The sequence below is a fragment of the Streptomyces sp. NPDC006691 genome (assembly GCF_042869955.1).
GTDB lineage: Bacteria > Actinomycetota > Actinomycetes > Streptomycetales > Streptomycetaceae > Streptomyces.
On record NZ_JBIAGW010000003.1, the window covers coordinates 688,122 to 703,813 of the forward strand.

At 70.6% G+C, this 15,692-nt stretch carries 15 protein-coding genes and 1 tRNA gene; 12 read left to right on the top strand and 4 right to left on the bottom strand.

All coding sequences use genetic code 11. The features are described 5' to 3' along the window. The 4 genes from ACFYNP_RS09805 to ACFYNP_RS09820 all read left to right on the top strand — a co-directional run bounded on the left by ACFYNP_RS09805 (nt 1) and on the right by ACFYNP_RS09820 (nt 3,357). A complete protein-coding gene (locus ACFYNP_RS09805) occupies nt 1-1,161 on the top strand; it encodes an acyl-CoA dehydrogenase family protein (protein ID WP_388420371.1) in 1,161 nt (386 codons plus the stop codon). 91 nt (nt 1,162-1,252) lie between these two features. Then, on the top strand, nt 1,253-1,450 hold the full coding sequence (locus tag ACFYNP_RS09810; protein WP_388420372.1) for a hypothetical protein: 198 nt from the start codon (nt 1,253-1,255) through the stop codon (nt 1,448-1,450). A 50-nt stretch (nt 1,451-1,500) separates the two neighbouring features. Then, on the top strand, nt 1,501-2,163 hold the full coding sequence (locus ACFYNP_RS09815; RefSeq protein WP_388784195.1) for a GNAT family N-acetyltransferase: 663 nt from the start codon (nt 1,501-1,503) through the stop codon (nt 2,161-2,163). Nucleotides 2,164-2,322: 159 nt separating this feature from the next. Next, a complete protein-coding gene (locus ACFYNP_RS09820) occupies nt 2,323-3,357 on the top strand; it encodes an ABC transporter substrate-binding protein (protein WP_388784198.1) in 1,035 nt (344 codons plus the stop codon). Between the two features lie 125 nt (nt 3,358-3,482). Here the strand turns inward: ACFYNP_RS09820 and ACFYNP_RS09825 are convergent, their stop codons facing one another. After that, entirely contained in the window at nt 3,483-5,075 is a 1,593-nt protein-coding gene (locus ACFYNP_RS09825) for a beta-N-acetylhexosaminidase (RefSeq protein WP_388784200.1), read from the bottom strand. Between the two features lie 161 nt (nt 5,076-5,236). On the opposite strand from ACFYNP_RS09825, the gene ACFYNP_RS09830 reads away from it, so the two are divergent. The 3 genes from ACFYNP_RS09830 (at nt 5,237) to glmS (ending at nt 8,413) form a co-directional block, all read left to right on the top strand. Further along, a complete protein-coding gene (locus tag ACFYNP_RS09830) occupies nt 5,237-6,121 on the top strand; it encodes a DUF4429 domain-containing protein (protein WP_388784203.1) in 885 nt (294 codons plus the stop codon). Nucleotides 6,122-6,230: 109 nt separating this feature from the next. Next, on the top strand, nt 6,231-6,512 hold the full coding sequence (locus ACFYNP_RS09835) for a hypothetical protein (protein ID WP_388420377.1): 282 nt from the start codon (nt 6,231-6,233) through the stop codon (nt 6,510-6,512). Between the two features lie 83 nt (nt 6,513-6,595). Beyond that, nucleotides 6,596-8,413, top strand: coding sequence for a glutamine--fructose-6-phosphate transaminase (isomerizing) (glmS, locus tag ACFYNP_RS09840; RefSeq protein WP_388420378.1), 1,818 nt, complete (start codon nt 6,596-6,598; stop codon nt 8,411-8,413). Between the two features lie 108 nt (nt 8,414-8,521). On the opposite strand, the gene ACFYNP_RS09845 is transcribed toward glmS, so the two are convergent. Next, the gene (locus tag ACFYNP_RS09845) at nt 8,522-9,091 is read right to left on the bottom strand and encodes an acetate uptake transporter (RefSeq protein WP_388420379.1); all 570 of its coding nucleotides are present in this window, start codon (nt 9,089-9,091) and stop codon (nt 8,522-8,524) included. A gap of 166 nt (nt 9,092-9,257) precedes the next feature. Continuing rightward, nucleotides 9,258-9,779 carry a universal stress protein gene (locus ACFYNP_RS09850; RefSeq protein WP_388420380.1) on the bottom strand — a complete coding sequence of 174 codons (522 nt, stop codon included), beginning with the start codon at nt 9,777-9,779 and terminating at the stop codon, nt 9,258-9,260. A 447-nt stretch (nt 9,780-10,226) separates the two neighbouring features. Here ACFYNP_RS09850 and ACFYNP_RS09855 point away from each other — a divergent pair, with 447 nt between their 5' ends. From ACFYNP_RS09855 to ACFYNP_RS09870, 4 genes are all read left to right on the top strand, one after another. Next, entirely contained in the window at nt 10,227-10,550 is a 324-nt protein-coding gene (locus ACFYNP_RS09855; RefSeq protein ID WP_388420381.1) for a hypothetical protein, read from the top strand. A gap of 387 nt (nt 10,551-10,937) precedes the next feature. Next, nucleotides 10,938-12,188: a helix-turn-helix domain-containing protein gene (locus ACFYNP_RS09860; RefSeq protein WP_388420382.1), complete on the top strand. Its 1,251-nt coding sequence runs from the start codon at nt 10,938-10,940 to the stop codon at nt 12,186-12,188. A 10-nt stretch (nt 12,189-12,198) separates the two neighbouring features. Further along, the gene (gene orn / locus ACFYNP_RS09865; protein ID WP_388420383.1) at nt 12,199-12,801 is read left to right on the top strand and encodes an oligoribonuclease; all 603 of its coding nucleotides are present in this window, start codon (nt 12,199-12,201) and stop codon (nt 12,799-12,801) included. Nucleotides 12,802-12,934: 133 nt separating this feature from the next. Next, nucleotides 12,935-13,007, top strand: a tRNA-His gene (locus ACFYNP_RS09870). A gap of 81 nt (nt 13,008-13,088) precedes the next feature. On the opposite strand, the gene ACFYNP_RS09875 is transcribed toward ACFYNP_RS09870, so the two are convergent. Continuing rightward, nucleotides 13,089-14,120: a LacI family DNA-binding transcriptional regulator gene (locus ACFYNP_RS09875; protein WP_388420384.1), complete on the bottom strand. Its 1,032-nt coding sequence runs from the start codon at nt 14,118-14,120 to the stop codon at nt 13,089-13,091. A gap of 252 nt (nt 14,121-14,372) precedes the next feature. Here ACFYNP_RS09875 and ACFYNP_RS09880 point away from each other — a divergent pair, with 252 nt between their 5' ends. Continuing rightward, nucleotides 14,373-15,692 carry an extracellular solute-binding protein gene (locus ACFYNP_RS09880; protein ID WP_388784205.1) on the top strand — a complete coding sequence of 440 codons (1,320 nt, stop codon included), beginning with the start codon at nt 14,373-14,375 and terminating at the stop codon, nt 15,690-15,692.

Here is a 15,692-nt window from a genome sequence, read left to right on the forward strand (position 1 = left end):
ATGCCCCTCGACCACCGTCTCACTCCCGAGCACGAGGAACTCCGCCGTACCGTCGAGGAGTTCGCGCACGACGTCATCGCTCCGAAGATCGGCGACTTCTACGAGCGCCACGAGTTCCCGTACGAGATCGTCCGCGAGATGGGCCGCATGGGCCTGTTCGGGCTGCCCTTCCCCGAGGAGTACGGCGGCATGGGCGGCGACTACCTCGCGCTCGGCATCGCCCTGGAGGAGCTGGCCCGCGTCGACTCGTCGGTGGCCATCACGCTGGAGGCCGGTGTCTCGCTGGGCGCGATGCCGGTGTTCCGGTTCGGTACGGAGGAGCAGAAGCGGGAGTGGCTGCCCAAGCTGTGCTCCGGGGAGATGCTCGGCGCGTTCGGCCTGACCGAGCCGGACTGCGGCTCGGACGCCGGCGGCACGCGCACCACGGCGGTGCGCGACGGTGACGAGTGGGTCATCAACGGCTCGAAGTGCTTCATCACCAACTCCGGTACCGACATCACGGGGCTGGTCACCGTCACGGCGGTCACCGGCCGCAAGGACGACGGGCGCCCGCTGATCTCCTCGATCATCGTGCCGTCCGGCACCCCGGGCTTCACGGTCGCGGCGCCGTACTCGAAGGTCGGCTGGAACGCGTCGGACACCCGCGAGCTGGCGTTCTCCGACGTGCGTGTCCCGGTGGCGAACCTGCTGGGCCAGGAGGGCCGCGGTTACGCCCAGTTCCTGCGCATCCTGGACGAGGGCCGCATCGCGATCTCGGCGCTCGCGACCGGGCTCGCGCAGGGCTGTGTGGACGAATCGCTGAAGTACGCCAAGGAGCGGCACGCCTTCGGGCGGCCGATCGGCGAGAACCAGGCCATCCAGTTCAAGATCGCCGACATGGAGCTGCGGGCCCACATGGCGCGGGTCGGCTGGCGCGACGCCGCGTCCCGGCTGGTGCACGGCGAGCCGTTCAAGAAGGAGGCGGCGCTCGCGAAGCTGTACTCCTCGACGGTGGCGGTCGACAACGCGCGGGAGGGCACGCAGATCTTCGGCGGCTACGGATTCATGAACGAGTACCCGGTGGCCCGCATGTGGCGCGACTCCAAGATCCTGGAGATCGGCGAGGGCACGAGCGAGGTGCAGCGCATGCTGATCGCCCGCGAACTGGGGCTGCCCGCCTGACCGTTGCACCCCTGGGCCCCGGGTCCCCCGATGGAGTGGTGACGCCCGCGTCGCCGCCGCTCCGGGGTGCCCGGGGCCTCACCCTGTCAGGGTGAACCCGCCGAACTGCCCCAACTGCGCGAGCCGTCCCCCGCTGTGGAAGGACACCTCGGCCACGGCCCCGGGGGCCGCGGACCGCTGGCACTGGCACTGCACGGCCTGCCGCCGCAGCTACGAGCCGAGCGCCTCCCACAAGGTCCGCTTCACCTACGCCCCCCTGGCCCGCCAGGCCTCGCTGCTGGGGAGGTAGGCGCGGACTATCCGTTCGACAGGGGCGGCCGGGCCCGGCAGAGTCCCTTCATGGCACCCCTGCTCACGGAACCGAACCCCTGGTGGCCCCTGTACGGCCTCCGCATACGCACCCCGCGCCTCGAACTGCGCCTGCCCGAAGGCGAGTTGCTGTCCGAGCTCGCCCAGGTGGCGGCGGACGGCCTGCACGAACCGGACCGGATGCCGTTCACCGTCCCGTGGACCGACGGCTCCCCCGCCGACCGCGGCCGGGCCACCTATCAGAACGTCCTGTCCACCATCGCCAACTGGTCCCCGGACAACTGGCACCTGAGCCTCGCCGTGCTGCACGAAGGGAAGGCGGTCGGCCGCCAGGACCTGATGGGGCGGCGCTTCGCGGTGACCCGCGAGGTGGAGACGGGGTCCTGGGTGGGGCTCGCCCACCAGGGTCGGGGCATCGGCACGGAGATGCGGGCGGCGGTCCTGCACTTGGCGTTCGCCGGGCTCGGTGCGCGCGCCGCGGTGTCGGCGGCGATGGCCGACAACCCGCGCTCCCTCGGCGTCTCGCGCCGCCTCGGCTACCGCGACGACGGGCTCACCACGACCGTCGTACGCGAACGGCCTGCCACGCTGCGCCGACTGCGGCTTGATCGGGCGGAGTGGGAGCGGGTGCGGACGGTGGAGGTCCGGGTCACGGGGCTCGCCCCGTGCCGCGCCGAGTTCGGCACCCCGTAGCCCGCCGGGGCTCCGCCCCGGCCCGCCGCAAGGGGTTCCGCCCGAGGCCGAACCCACCCCGGGGCACCAGGGTCCGGGCCACCGGAGAAGCTAAGGGTAGGCTAACCTTCGCATTCAGCCAGTGGCCGGTTCCCGGCACATACGTAGGAAGTGGACACCATGCCCCTCGCCCGAGCGTCCCTGCCCACCCGTCGCGGCCTCCTGGCCATGGGCGGCGCGATCGGCATCGGTGCCGCACTCGCCGCTTGCGGTGGCGGCGGCAAGAAGAGCGGGGCGGCGGACGGCGGCGCGGGAGCCGGCACGTCCGGGCCCTGGTCCTTCAAGGACGACCGCGGGAAGACCGTCGAGACCAAGACCACGCCGAAGAACATCGTCGCCTACACCGGCACCGCGGCCGCCCTGTTCGACTACGGGATCCAGGTCAAGGGCGTCTTCGGGCCGACGAAGACCAAGGACGGCAAGCCCGACGTCCAGGCCGGCGACCTCGACATCAACAAGGTCGACATCATTGGCAACGTCTACGGCGAGTTCAGCGTCGAGAAGTACGCGGCCCTCGCGCCCGACGTGCTGATCACGGACATGTGGCAGAAGGACGTCCTCTGGTACGTGCCCGACAACAGCAAGGACAAGATCCTCAAGCTCGCGCCGAGCGTCGCCCTGTGGGCGGCCGACCAGAGCATGACCACCGCCCTCCAGCGCCGGGCCGACCTCGCCAAGTCCCTCGGCGCGGACCTGAACGCGAAGAAGGTCACCGACGCGAAGGCCGCCTTCGAGAAGGCCTCCGCCCGGCTGCGCGCCGCGGCCAAGGCCAACCCCGGGATCCGGGTGCTGCTCGGCTCGGCGAGCCCCGACCTGTTCTACGTCTCCGAGGCCAAGCGCAGCTGCGACACCCGCTACTTCCAGGAGCTGGGCGTCGAGTTCGTCACCCCGAAGGTCGACTCGCAGGGCTTCTTCGAGTCGCTCAGCTGGGAGAACGTCGGCAAGTACGCGGCCGACGTGATCCTCATGGACAACCGCACCGGCACCCTCCAGCCCGCCGACCTCGGCAACAAGCCGACCTGGGGGCAGCTGCCCGCGGTCAAGGCCCACCAGGTCGTGCCGCGTCTGACCGAGCCGATCTATTCCTACGCGCGCGTCGCCCCCATCGTCGACGCCCTCGCCGAGACGATCGAGAAGGCCAGGAAGGTCGCGTGACACGACGGTGCCGGGACCCCTTTCCACGGGCCCCGGCACCGTCCTCGTACAGCCGATTCAAAACAGCCGACCTCGTACAGCCGGCCTCGTACAGCCGGCCCAGGACAACGTCCCCGGACGGCGGATCACACCCAGGGCACCACCGGCGAGCGGTAGAAGTTGATGCCCAGCGCGGTCATCCGCGGCCCCTGCTGAGCGAGCCGCACCTTGTACGTCGCCCAGTCGTGCGTGGACTGCGGCGACCAGCCGATCTCGGCGATCCCCTGGAGCCTCGGGAACGCCATGTACTCGATCTGCGAACTCTTGCTGAGCGTCTCCGACCAGATCGGGGCCTCCACCCCGAGCACGGCCTCGGCGGGCACACCCTTGACGAAGGTGTCCGGGTCCCACGAGTAGGACTTGTCGACCTCGACGTATCCCGCCCAGTTGGTGCCGAGCGGGGACTTCGCGTCGTACTTCATGTCGAGGTAGGAGCGGTTCGCCGGTGACATCACGAGCCGGGTGCCGGCCTGTGCCGCGGCCGCGACCTCCGGCTCGTTGCCGAGCGTGCCCCAGTACTGGGCGACGGCGCCCTCCACCGGGGTGGCCTCGGTGATCTGGTGCCAGGCCATCACGGTCTTGCCGTACTTGCCGACGACCGGCTGCGCCTTGTCCATGAAGGTGGCGTAGTCCTGCTTCGAGGTGGACTCCGCCTCGTCCCCGCCGATGTGGACGTACCGTCCCGGGGTCAGGGCGGCGACCTCGCGCACCACGTCGTCGAAGAACTTGTACGTCACGTCCTTGGGCACGCACAGCGAGCTGAACCCGACGCCGGTGCCCGTGTACAGCGGCGGCGCGACGCCGTTGCAGTTCAGTTCGGCGTACGAGGCCAGGGCCGCGTTGCTGTGTCCCGGGGTGTCGATCTCGGGCACGACCTCCATGTAGCGCGAGGAGGCGTAGGCGAGGATCGCCCGGTAGTCGGCCTTGGTGTAGTAGCCGCCCTTGCCGCCGCCGACCTGGGTCTGGCCGCCGTAGGCCGCGAGCCTCGGCCAGGAGTCGATGGCGATGCGCCAGCCCTGGTCGTCGCTGAGGTGCAGATGCAGCTCATTGATCTTGTACAGGGCGAGCTGGTCGACGTATCGCTTGACCTGGTCGACGGTGAAGAAGTGCCGCGAGACGTCGATCATCGCGCCCCGGTAGGCATAGCGCGGGGCGTCGGTGATCGTGCCGCCCGCGATCTGCCAGGGGCCGCTCTGCTTCGTCCTCTTCTCGACGTTCGCCGGCAGCAGCTGCCGCAGGGTCTGCACGCCGTGGAAGAGCCCGGCCGGTTCGTTGGCGGCGATGGTGACCGAGCCGCGTGCCGAGGTGAGCCGGTAGCCCTCGTCGCCGAGGCCGTCGTCGTGGGCGCCGAGCAGCAGTCGGATGCCGTCGTTGCCCGGGGCGCCGGTGACCGGCAGGGCGTACCCGGTGGAGGGGCGGAGCACGCCCGCCAGGTAGTCGCCGATGCGCTGGGCCTCGGCGGAGCCCTTGGCCACCCTGATCCTGGTGCCGGAGGCGATCGTGTACGGGGTGCCGCCGGGCGAGACGGAGGCGGGGGCGGGCACGATCTGGCCCAGCGGGCGGGGGGTGCCCGCCGCGGCGGGGGCGGCCGAGGCCCCGACACTGGCGAGCCCGGCGCCCGCCACCAGGACGAGCGAGCCGAGGAGCCGGGCGAATGTCCTGCGCTGACCATGTCTCACAAGCGGTTCCCTTCCAAGGGGTCGCGCAACTGTGGGGGCTGAGCAACCGAACACTTCCCATGGGACCCGCGGACCCAGCCGGGGTCAAGACGGCGGCCGGTGCGGCGGTGGGACTCAAGTAGGTCGATCATGGCCCCAGTTGCCGGTGGAACAATCCCTCCATGGCGGAAATCATCCAGAAGGACGGCACCTGGGCGTTCGACGGCGACACGCTGCGGATCGTGCCGGGCAGCGACAAGTCGGTCGGCCTGCTCCGCAGGACGCTGGGGGAGATCGCGGTGCCGCTGCGGGCGGTGGCGGGCATCGCGTACGAGGCGGGGCGCAAGAGCGGGCGGCTCAGGCTGCGGCTGCGGGACGGGGCCGATCCGCTGCTCCAGGTCACCGGCGGCAAGCTGCCGGACGGCTCGGACCCGTACGTCCTCGCGGTGGAGACCCGGACCTCGGGGGTGGCCGAATACCTGGTGGACGAGATACGCAACGCGCTGCTGCTCGACGAGGTGCCGGACGGGCCGGTGGACGCCTACCTCCTGCCGGGGCCCGCGCTGCCGATGACGGTGGGCGCAGGGGACGGCACGGTCACCTTCGACGGCCGCACGGTCCGGCTGGAATGGACCTGGCACACCGACGACAAGAAGACCGCGGCCGGGCCGGTCGCACTGCCCCTCGACGACCTGACCGGGGTCGTCTGGCAGCCGGCCCGGGGCCTGAGCGACGGCTATCTGCGCTTCATCACCACACCGCACGCCCCGCGCCTCAGCCCGGCCCACGATCCGATGGCCGTAGAGCTGAACGGCTTCAAGAAGGACCCGCTCATGGCACTGCTCGCCTCGGCGGTGGTGGCGCGCCTTCCGCATCCGCACGCCCCGGCAGGCGAGCTCGCCGCCGCCGCGCCCAAGGCCCTGGAATCCGCGCCCGCGGCCCCCGCGGCCGAGGATCACGACGTGCTGCTTCGCCGGCTGCGGGAGCTCGGCGAGCTGCACCGCGGCGGCGTCCTGACGGACGAGGAGTTCACGGCGGCCAAACAGGCGGTCCTGAAGCGGCTGTGAGGCCGAGCGGCACCCGTTCTGGTCCAGACCAGAAGCATGATCATGGGAATCCTGCCCGGAATCGGGCAGGATTCTTGCGTATGACCCCGTCAGCCCGCAATATCGACGGGTGCTCGAACGCCGCAACCCGTCGTCCCATGACGACCTCGTAGATCATCTGGTGCGCAGCACCGCGCTCCAGCGCGGTGAGGCCGTCCGGGTGGTGCTTGAGGTGCTGGCGTACTTCGACGAGACGTACGAGGAGTTCGTCCGTCGGCGCCACCGTGAGCTGCAGTCCGGTGGGGCCGTCAACGCGGAGATCTTCGAGCGGATCGCGGCCGAGCTGCCGCACCGCGCCGTGGCGCCACCGGAGCTCTCGCTCCGGCAGCTGCGCCGCATCGTCTACGGCTGAGCAGGCCGAGCACGACCGAGCGCCGCCGGCCCGGCCGAGCGGCACGCGGGACCTTTGTACGTCGATGGAGGGGAAGAGACTTCATGTGCGGGATCGTCGGTTATATCGGTAAGCGTGATGTGGCTCCGCTGCTGCTGGAAGGCTTGCAGCGGCTGGAGTACCGGGGCTACGACTCGGCGGGCGTCGTCGTCAACAGTCCCAAGTCCGGGGCCCTGAAGATGGTCAAGGCCAAGGGCCGCGTCCGCGACCTTGAGGCCCGCGTCCCCAAGCGGTTCGCCGGCACCACGGGCATCGCCCACACCCGCTGGGCCACCCACGGCGCCCCCTCCGACGTGAACTCGCACCCGCACCTCGACCCCGACAACAAGGTCGCCGTCGTCCACAACGGCATCGTGGACAACGCCGCCGAGCTGCGCGCCAAGCTGGAGGCCGAGGGCGTCGTCTTCGCCTCCGAGACCGACACCGAGGTCATCACCCACCTGATCGCCCGCTCCCTCGCCGACTCCCTTGAGGAGAAGGTCCGCGAGGCGCTCAAGGTCATCGAGGGCACCTACGGCATCGCCGTGATGCACGCCGACTTCGCCGACCGCATCGTGGTCGCGCGCAACGGCTCCCCGGTCATCCTCGGCATTGGCGAGAAGGAGATGCTCGTCGCCTCCGACGTGGCCGCCCTGATCGCCCACACCCGCCAGGTCGTCACCCTCAACGACGGCGAGATGGCGACCCTGAAGGCCGACGACTTCCGGACGTACACGACCTCGGGCACCCAGACCAACGCCACCCCCGAGACCGTCGAGTGGGAGGCCGCCTCCTTCGACATGGGCGGCCACGACACCTACATGCACAAGGAGATGAGCGAGCAGGCCGAGGCCGTCGACCGCGTCCTGCGCGGCCGCATCGACGACCGGTTCTCGACCGTTCACCTCGGTGGCCTGAACCTGGACGCCCGCGAGGCCCGCGGGGTGCGCCGCATCAAGATCCTCGGCTGCGGCACCAGCTACCACGCGGGCCTGATCGGCGCCGGCCTCATCGAGGAGCTGGCCCGCATCCCCGCGGACGCCGAGCCGGCCTCCGAGTTCCGCTACCGCAACCCGGTCGTGGACCCCGACACCCTGTACATCGCGGTCTCCCAGTCCGGTGAGACCTACGACGTGCTCGCGGCCGTGCAGGAGCTCAAGCGCAAGGGCGCCCGCGTCCTCGGCGTCGTGAACGTGGTCGGCTCGGCCATCGCCCGCGAGGCGGACGGCGGCACCTATGTGCACGCCGGGCCCGAGGTCTGCGTCGTGTCCACCAAGTGCTTCACCAACACGGTCGTCGCCTTCGCGCTGCTCGCCCTGCACCTCGGCCGGATCCGCGACCTGTCGGTCGCCGACGGCAAGCGGATCATCGAGGGCCTGCGCAAGCTGCCCGCGCAGATCGAGGAGATCCTGGCCATGGAGCCGGAGATCGAGAAGCTGGCCCAGGAGTACGCGGGCGCCCAGTCGATGATGTTCATCGGGCGCGTGCGCGGCTACCCGGTCGCCCTGGAGGCCTCCCTGAAGCTCAAGGAGATCTCCTACATCCACGCCGAGGCCTACCCCGCCTCCGAGCTCAAGCACGGCCCGCTCGCGCTGATCGAGCCCGCGCTCCCCACGGTCGCGATCGTCCCCGACGACGACCTCCTGGAGAAGAACCGCGCCGCCCTGGAGGAGATCAAGGCCCGCAGCGGCCGCATCCTCGCGGTCGCGCACCAGAACCAGGAGAAGGCCGACCACACCATCGTCGTGCCGAAGAACGAGGACGAGCTGGACCCGATCCTCATGGGCATCCCGCTCCAGCTCTTCGCCTACCACACGGCGTTGGCGATGGGCCGGGACATCGACAAGCCGCGCAACCTGGCCAAGTCGGTCACCGTCGAGTAGTCCGCAGGCCTCCCGCGGAACAGCACACGAAAGAGCGACCCCCGTCATCTCGGCGGGGGTCGCCCTTGTGTGTGCCGGTGCTGCCCAGGCACCGGCCGCGGCTGCCGTTCAGCCGGTGGCCGTCACCCCCCGGCCGGCAGCGCGTCGGGGCAGGGCGGTCGGCCACTTGGCGAGCGCGGCCGTCGCCCCGTACCAGGCCGCGGCGCCGGCGGCCACGGCCACCCAGCCGGCCGCCTTGCCGAGCGAGGAACTGGTGGCGAACTGGCCCACGGCGAGCAGCACCAGGGCCAGGCAGAGCAGTCCGTACGTGGCCTGGCGCAGGAGCCCGGCCCCGGCCGAGCCCGCCGCCAGGCTGAGCGCCAGGAGGGCGAAGAGGACCAGGAAGAGGCCGGCCGCGTTGGCCGAGAACTTGGTGTCCGCGCCGACGGCCCAGGTGAACCAGAAGGCGCCGAGGCCGGCGAAGGCCGTGCCGGTGAACGCGTCCTGGTCGCGGAAGGCGAGGACGCCGAGGACGAACAGGCCGATGCCGCCGATGTAGGTGGCGATCGAGACCGAGTCGGCCACCGTCACACCGTCGATCACGCGGGTGTTGCCGATACCGAAGGCCAGCAGGGTGAGGCCGAGTGCGAGGTGACCGAGAGTGGAGGTGGTGCTTCCCGCGGGAACTTCGTTGTCCACGGCGGGCTCCCTTCATGTGCGCTTGTGCTGCTTCCCAGCACCCCTTGTCTACCCTTCACAAGGGCACAATCCACCACCTACGCATGGGTAGATTCCCCATCCGGGCAAGGAAGTTGACACTGGGTCAGACAAACACCTGGCAGGTCACGACCGGGACAACGCCCGATTACGGGATGACCACGACGGGCCGCTGGGCGCGTCGCGCGAGGCGCCCGGCGACCGAGCCGAAGATCCGCCCGACGAGGCCGTGCGTGGAGCCCACGACGATGGCGTCCGCCGCGTACTCGCGCCCGACTTCTTCCAGTTCGTGGCAGATGTCGCCGCCGCGCTCCACCAGGATCCAGGGGACCTCGGCGAGATAGTCGGCGCAGGCGAGTTCGAGTCCGAGGACCTCGGTGCGGTGGTCCGGCACGTCCACGAAGACCGGCGGCTCACAGCCCGCCCACACCGTGGTGGGGAGCCGGTTGGCCACGTGGACGATGATCAGCCCCGAGCCGGAGCGCTTGGCCATGCCGATGGCGTAGGCGAGCGCGCGCTCACTGGACGTCGAGCCGTCGAAGCCGACGACGACGCCGTGACGGAACGCGGGATCGCAGGAATGACGTGATTCTGTCGCCGCTTGGAGGTCCGACGCGGGGTCGGCTACCTGCTTGCGGTCCGCGGGTTCGGAGAATTCGTGACCGGCCATGGGTGTCTCGGCGAAAGAGGTCCTCAGTCGAGGGACAGCGGGGACTGGTGAGCAGCAACAACGAGTCGGCGGCGGAGTCGTGTCCGGGAATCATCTTCCCAACCCCATACCCCCAAGGGTACGGCGACACTCCTCTCCTGCCCAGAGCCGCCGAACCTACTCGGCGTTCCCCGGAGCATGCACGAGCCCGCCCCGGATGGCAATGCTCGATGCGCCCTACAGCGGTCGCCCCGCGGCACCCCGCGGCCGGTCCCGGCCGCCGTGCCGATGATCTTCCAGTGACCGGAGCGGGCGCTTCCGCGTTAGGTACGCGATCACCCCGACCCCGATCAGGAAGCACCTCCCGTGCCCCCTCCCCCGGTCGCCCACCCTTCCACTCCCGCCGCGTCGTCCGGCACCCGTCGCCGGTCGCCGTCCGCGGCCGAAACCGTACGTACCAACCGGTCCGTGAACACCGAACCACTCTGGTCGGCCACCGCCCGGCCTCCGGCCGACGCCGCCGGGGACGTGGTGCGCTGGGCCGCGTTCAGCTGTGTGCTCGTACCCGTCGTGCTCGTCGTGTACGGGTCCTCGTTCGCGGGCGCGACGGGCTCCGCGCTCGGCCTGATGGCCGTGACGACGGTGTGCCGTCTGCTCCTTCGACAGTCCGAGCGGGCGGCCGCCGAGGAACGCGCCACGCGGCCGTTCCCCGCGCCCGCGCGACGCGGCCGGGGCGCCCCCGGCGGGCATCGCGGTGGGCGGCACGGCGGGGGCTGTACACCCGAAGGGTGATCGGTTCGCACACCTGGACCCGTATGTTTTCGGCCAACTTCCCCCGGTGGCGGATCCCTTGGGTAAATGGCCTGCCAACCCCCTTGCCACCAGGGGAGAAAGGACCAATGCGGCCTCTGGCACCATACGGGTACGGGCCATCCCCTTGAGGCGCACTTCCCCTACGGGGCCCGCGAGTGAAACGCTTCGTGATCGAAAGCTTCGCGCCAAGTTGCCTTGTCGACATAGCGCTGGGTGCCGGACTTGTCACGCCGGCGCCACGGGACGCAGTAGATTCGATCATGCGTATCGAAGGCTGGGGACTCGTGCAAAACCGAGGGGAAAAGTGCAGGAGCGACAGGCCCGACAAGAACGGGGAGCCGCGAACACCGAGGGGGGCTTAGCGCCATGAGCCAGGACTCCGCTGCCGCATCACCGGAGACCGCAAGGAAGCTGGCCGGCCGCCGACGCCGGGAAGTCGTCGCCGTACTGCTGTTCAGTGGCGGCCCCATCTTCGAGAGTTCGATTCCGCTCTCCGTATTCGGAATCGACCGACAGGACGCGGGAGTTCCGCGTTACAGACTGCTGGTGTGTGCCGGTGAGGAAGGACCCCTGCGGACCACAGGGGGACTCGAACTCACCGCGCCCTACGGTCTGGAAGCCATCAGCAGGGCGGGAACGGTGGTGGTGCCCGCGTGGCGTTCCATCACCTCGCCGCCCCCCGCGGCAGCGCTCGACGCGCTGCGCCGCGCACACGAGGAAGGGGCAAGGATCGTCGGGCTGTGCACCGGCGCGTTCGTGCTCGCCGCGGCCGGTCTGCTCGACGGCCGCCCGGCGACGACGCACTGGATGTACGCGCCGACACTGGCCAAGCGGTACCCATCGGTGCACGTGGATCCGAGGGAGCTCTTCGTCGACGACGGGGACGTGCTCACCTCGGCCGGGACCGCGGCCGGAATCGATCTCTGTCTGCACATCGTGCGGACGGACCACGGCAGCGAGGCGGCCGGTGCGCTGGCCCGCCGGCTGGTCGTGCCGCCGCGCCGCAGTGGCGGGCAGGAGCGCTATCTCGACCGGTCTTTACCGGAGGAGATCGGCTCCGACCCGCTGGCCGAGGTCGTCGCCTGGGCGCTGGAGCACCTCCACGAGCAGTTCGACGTGGAGACCCTGGCCGCGCGGGCGTACATGAGCCGCCGTACCTTCGACCGTCGTTTCCGCTCGCTGACCGGGTCGGCCCCCCTCCAGTGGCTGATCACCCAGCGGGTCCTCCAGGCCCAGCGCCTGCTGGAAACGTCCGACTACTCCGTGGACGAGGTGGCGGGCCGCTGCGGCTTCCGCTCCCCGGTCGCGCTGCGCGGGCACTTCCGCCGCCAGCTCGGCTCGTCCCCGGCGTCCTATCGCGCGGCCTACCGGGCCCGTCGTCCGCAGCCGGAACCCAGCCCGGGTCCCGTCGCGGTGCCGATGCCCGCTCCGGTGCCGGAGACCGTTCCGTCCCAGGCGCTGCCGCAGGCCCGGCGCACGGCGGCGGCCAGCGCGGTGGTGGGGCCGTCCGCGACCTCGCACACCGGGCCGGAGCCGGGGAGAACCGGCTCCGATCTGTACGCCTCCGGGTACACCGGCGGCCGTCCGAGTCTGCCCGGCCAGCGGAGCGCCCCGTAGGGTAAGACGCATGAACGACCGCATGGTGTGGATCGACTGCGAGATGACCGGGCTCTCGCTGGCGGACGACGCACTCATCGAGGTGGCCGCACTGGTCACCGACTCGGAGCTGAACGTACTCGGTGAAGGGGTGGACATCGTGATCCGTCCCCCGGACGCCGCGCTGGAGACCATGCCGGAGGTGGTGCGCACCATGCACACCGCCTCCGGGCTCCTCGACGAGCTGGCCGGCGGCACCACGCTGGCCGACGCCGAGGAGCAGGTCCTGGCGTACGTACGTGAACACGTCAAGGAGCCGGGCAAGGCGCCGCTGTGCGGAAACTCGGTCGGTACCGACCGGGGCTTCCTGCTGCGGGACATGTCGACCCTGGAGTCCTACCTCCACTACCGGATCGTGGACGTGTCCTCGGTGAAGGAGCTCGCCCGCCGCTGGTATCCGCGGGCCTACTTCAACAGCCCGGACAAGAACGGCAACCACCGGGCGCTCGCGGACATCCGTGAATCCATCGCGGAGCTCCGCTACTACCGGGAGGCGGTCTTCGTGCCGCAGCCGGGCCCGGACTCGGACACCGCGAAGACCATCGCGGCGAAGTACGTCCTGCCTGCGGAGTAGCCCTCCACAGGGAGTCCGGGAGGGTGCCTCGAAACAGGTGCACGAGCACCCTCCCGGACCCTGTACACTTTTTCTCGGCCGGTAGGGAAGCCCCTAGGGACTTCCCAAGACCACAACAGTCCGGTCATGCATGGTGGGTATAGCTCAGCTGGTAGAGCACCTGGTTGTGGTCCAGGATGTCGCGGGTTCGAGTCCCGTTACTCACCCTGATCGAAGAAGGCCCGGGCCGCGCGAGCGGTTCGGGCCTTCTTCGTGTACGAGCCCTGTTCGCGTTTCCGCCCACGGATCTACGAAGAGGCCCGCACCACCAGTTCCGTCGGCAGCACCAGGCTCGGCCGGGCCGGTTCGGTCGCGGATATCTCGGCCAGGAGCAGCTCGGCCATCGCGCGGCCCATCTCCTCGATCGGCTGGCGGACGCTGGTCAGCGGCGGGTCCATGTGGCGGGCTATCGACGAGTCGTCGAAGCCGATCAGCGCGGTGTCCTCGGGGATGCGGCGGCCGTGGTCGCGCAGCACCTGGCGGGCGCCGGAGGCCATCACGTCCGAGGCGGCGAAGACCGCGTCCAGTTCCGGGGCGCGGGCCAGGAGCTCGGCCATCGCGCGGCGGCCGCCCTCCTCGGTGAAGTCGGCGTGCGCGGCCAGTTCCGCGAGGCCCGCGTCCGCGAGGGCGGCCCGGTAGCCGTCCAGGCGCCTTCGGGCTCCGTACACGTCCAGCGGGCCGGTGATCGTCGCTATCGTGCTCCGGCCGCCGGCCACCAGATGGGCGACGGCGGCGCGGGCGCCCTCGAAGTTGTCGGAGTCGACCGAGGCGAGCGGTTCGTCCTCGGAGCGCCGGCCACTGATGACGACCGGGATGCCGAGCTGTTCCAGCAGCTCGGGCAGCGGGTCGTCGGCGTGCACCGAGACCAGCAGGACGCCGTCGACGCGGTGCGAGGCGAGGTACTGGGCGAGCCTGCGCCGCTCCCGGTCGCCGCCGACCAGGGTGAGCAGCAGTTGCATCTCGGTGTCGGCGAGGGCGGCCCCGACCCCGCGCACGATGTCGGAGAAGTACGGCTCGGCGAAGAACCGGGCCTCGGGCTCCGGGACCACCAGGGCGATGGCGTCGGTGCGGTTGGCGGCGAGCGCGCGGGCCGCCCTGTTGGGTACGTAGCCGAGTTCGGCCACGGCAGCCTCGACGGCGGCGCGGGTCTCCTCGCTGACCCGGGGCGAGCCGTTGATCACCCGGGACACCGTGCCCCGGCCGACTCCGGCCCGTGCGGCCACTTCTTCGAGGGTGGGCCGCCCCGCGCTCCGGGCCCTGACCGTGCGGGCTGCTGTCACGTCTGCCTCCCCAACTCGCGCAACTGACGGTGAAGGTAACAGCCCCCGCCGGACGGAGAACGTCATCCCCTGCCGTTGCGCGGTCCCTTGACAGTCCAACAGGGAGCCGCGAACCTTCAACACATCACGGCTGGGAGCGCTCCCACAGTAGTAGGTCCTTACACCTTCCGCATCCCTTCCGCCCGCGCCGACCCGCCTCAACTGGCTTGGCCCGGACGACAGTTGGAGGAAGCAATGCGCACGCGTACACGTATGTCCAGGCGGCTGGCGGCCCTCGCGGCCGTGGCCGCGCTCGGTACCGGGCTGCTCGCCGGCTGCGCCGACGACGGGAAGTCCCCGGCGGCCGAGGGCTCGTCGGCGGGCGGCGGTGGGGGCGGTGGCAAGACCGTCCTGACCGTCGGCGTCTTCGGCGCCTTCGGCCTGAAGGAGGCCGGGCTCTACGACGCGTACATGAAGCTCCACCCCGACATCGAGATCAAGCAGACCTCGATCGAGCGGAACGAGAACTACTATCCGCAGCTCCTGACCCATCTCGGTTCGGGCAGCGGGCTCGCCGACATCCAGGCCGTCGAGGTCAGCAACATCGCGGAGGTCACCGCCACGCAGAGCGGCAAGCTGGAGGACCTGTCCAAGGCGTCCGGTGTGAACAAGGACGACTTCCTGCCGTGGAAGTGGGCGGAGGCCACCACCAAGGACAGCAGGACGGTGGGCCTCGGCACCGACATCGGCCCGACCGGCATCTGCTACCGCAAGGACCTGTTCGCCAAGGCCGGTCTGCCGACCGACCGGGACGCGGTGGGCAAGCTGTGGGCGGGCGACTGGAACAAGTACCTGGAGGTGGGGCGGCAGTACCAGGCGAAGGCCCCCTCGGGCACCGCCTTCGTGGACGCCGCCTCCGGCGTGCTGAACTCGATCACCGGGTCCAGCGCCACCCGCTACTACGACGCCGACGGCAAGGTCGTCTACAAGACCAACCCGGCCGTCAAGCAGGCGTGGGACACCGCGGCCGCGTTCGCGACCGACGGTCTGACCGCCAAGCTCCAGCAGTTCCAGCCGACCTGGGACCAGGGCTTCGCCAACGCCTCCTTCGCCACCGTCTCCTGCCCGGCCTGGATGCTCGGCTACATCCAGGACAAGGCGGGCGCCGCGGGCAAGGACCAGTGGGACGTGGCCGCCGCCCCCAAGCCCTCCAACTGGGGCGGCTCCTTCCTCACCGTGCCGTCGGCCGGCAAGCACAAGGCCGAGGCCGCCCAGCTCGCCGCCTGGCTGACCGCGCCCGCCCAGCAGGCCGTCCTGTTCGAGAAGCGCGGCAGCTTCCCGAGCGCCAAGGCGGCGTACGCCCTGCCCGCGGTCGGCAACGCCAAGCACGCCTACTTCGGCAACGCGCCGATCGGCCAGATCTTCGCCAAGGCCGCCGAGGGCACCCCGGTGCAGTTCCTCGGCCCGAAGGACCAGATCATCCAGCAGAACCTCTCCGACATCGGCATGCTCCAGGTCGAGCAGAAGGGCAAGTCGCCGCAGCAGGGCTGGGACGCCGCGGTGAAGGCGATCGACAACGCGCTGGACCAGTGA

Excerpts from the sequence above, each read along its gene's own strand:
- ACFYNP_RS09820 (WP_388784198.1), top strand. The coding sequence starts at position 2,323 with ATGCCCCTCGCCCGAGCGTCCCTGCCCACCCGTCGCGGCCTCCTGGCC.
- ACFYNP_RS09860 (WP_388420382.1), top strand. The coding sequence starts at position 10,938 with ATGAGCCAGGACTCCGCTGCCGCATCACCGGAGACCGCAAGGAAGCTG.
- ACFYNP_RS09815 (WP_388784195.1), top strand. The coding sequence starts at position 1,501 with ATGGCACCCCTGCTCACGGAACCGAACCCCTGGTGGCCCCTGTACGGC.
- glmS (WP_388420378.1), top strand. The coding sequence starts at position 6,596 with ATGTGCGGGATCGTCGGTTATATCGGTAAGCGTGATGTGGCTCCGCTG.
- ACFYNP_RS09830 (WP_388784203.1), top strand. The coding sequence starts at position 5,237 with ATGGCGGAAATCATCCAGAAGGACGGCACCTGGGCGTTCGACGGCGAC.
- orn (WP_388420383.1), top strand. The coding sequence starts at position 12,199 with ATGAACGACCGCATGGTGTGGATCGACTGCGAGATGACCGGGCTCTCG.
- ACFYNP_RS09880 (WP_388784205.1), top strand. The coding sequence starts at position 14,373 with ATGTCCAGGCGGCTGGCGGCCCTCGCGGCCGTGGCCGCGCTCGGTACC.
- ACFYNP_RS09805 (WP_388420371.1), top strand. The coding sequence starts at position 1 with ATGCCCCTCGACCACCGTCTCACTCCCGAGCACGAGGAACTCCGCCGT.
- ACFYNP_RS09850 (WP_388420380.1), bottom strand. The coding sequence starts at position 9,779 with ATGGCCGGTCACGAATTCTCCGAACCCGCGGACCGCAAGCAGGTAGCC.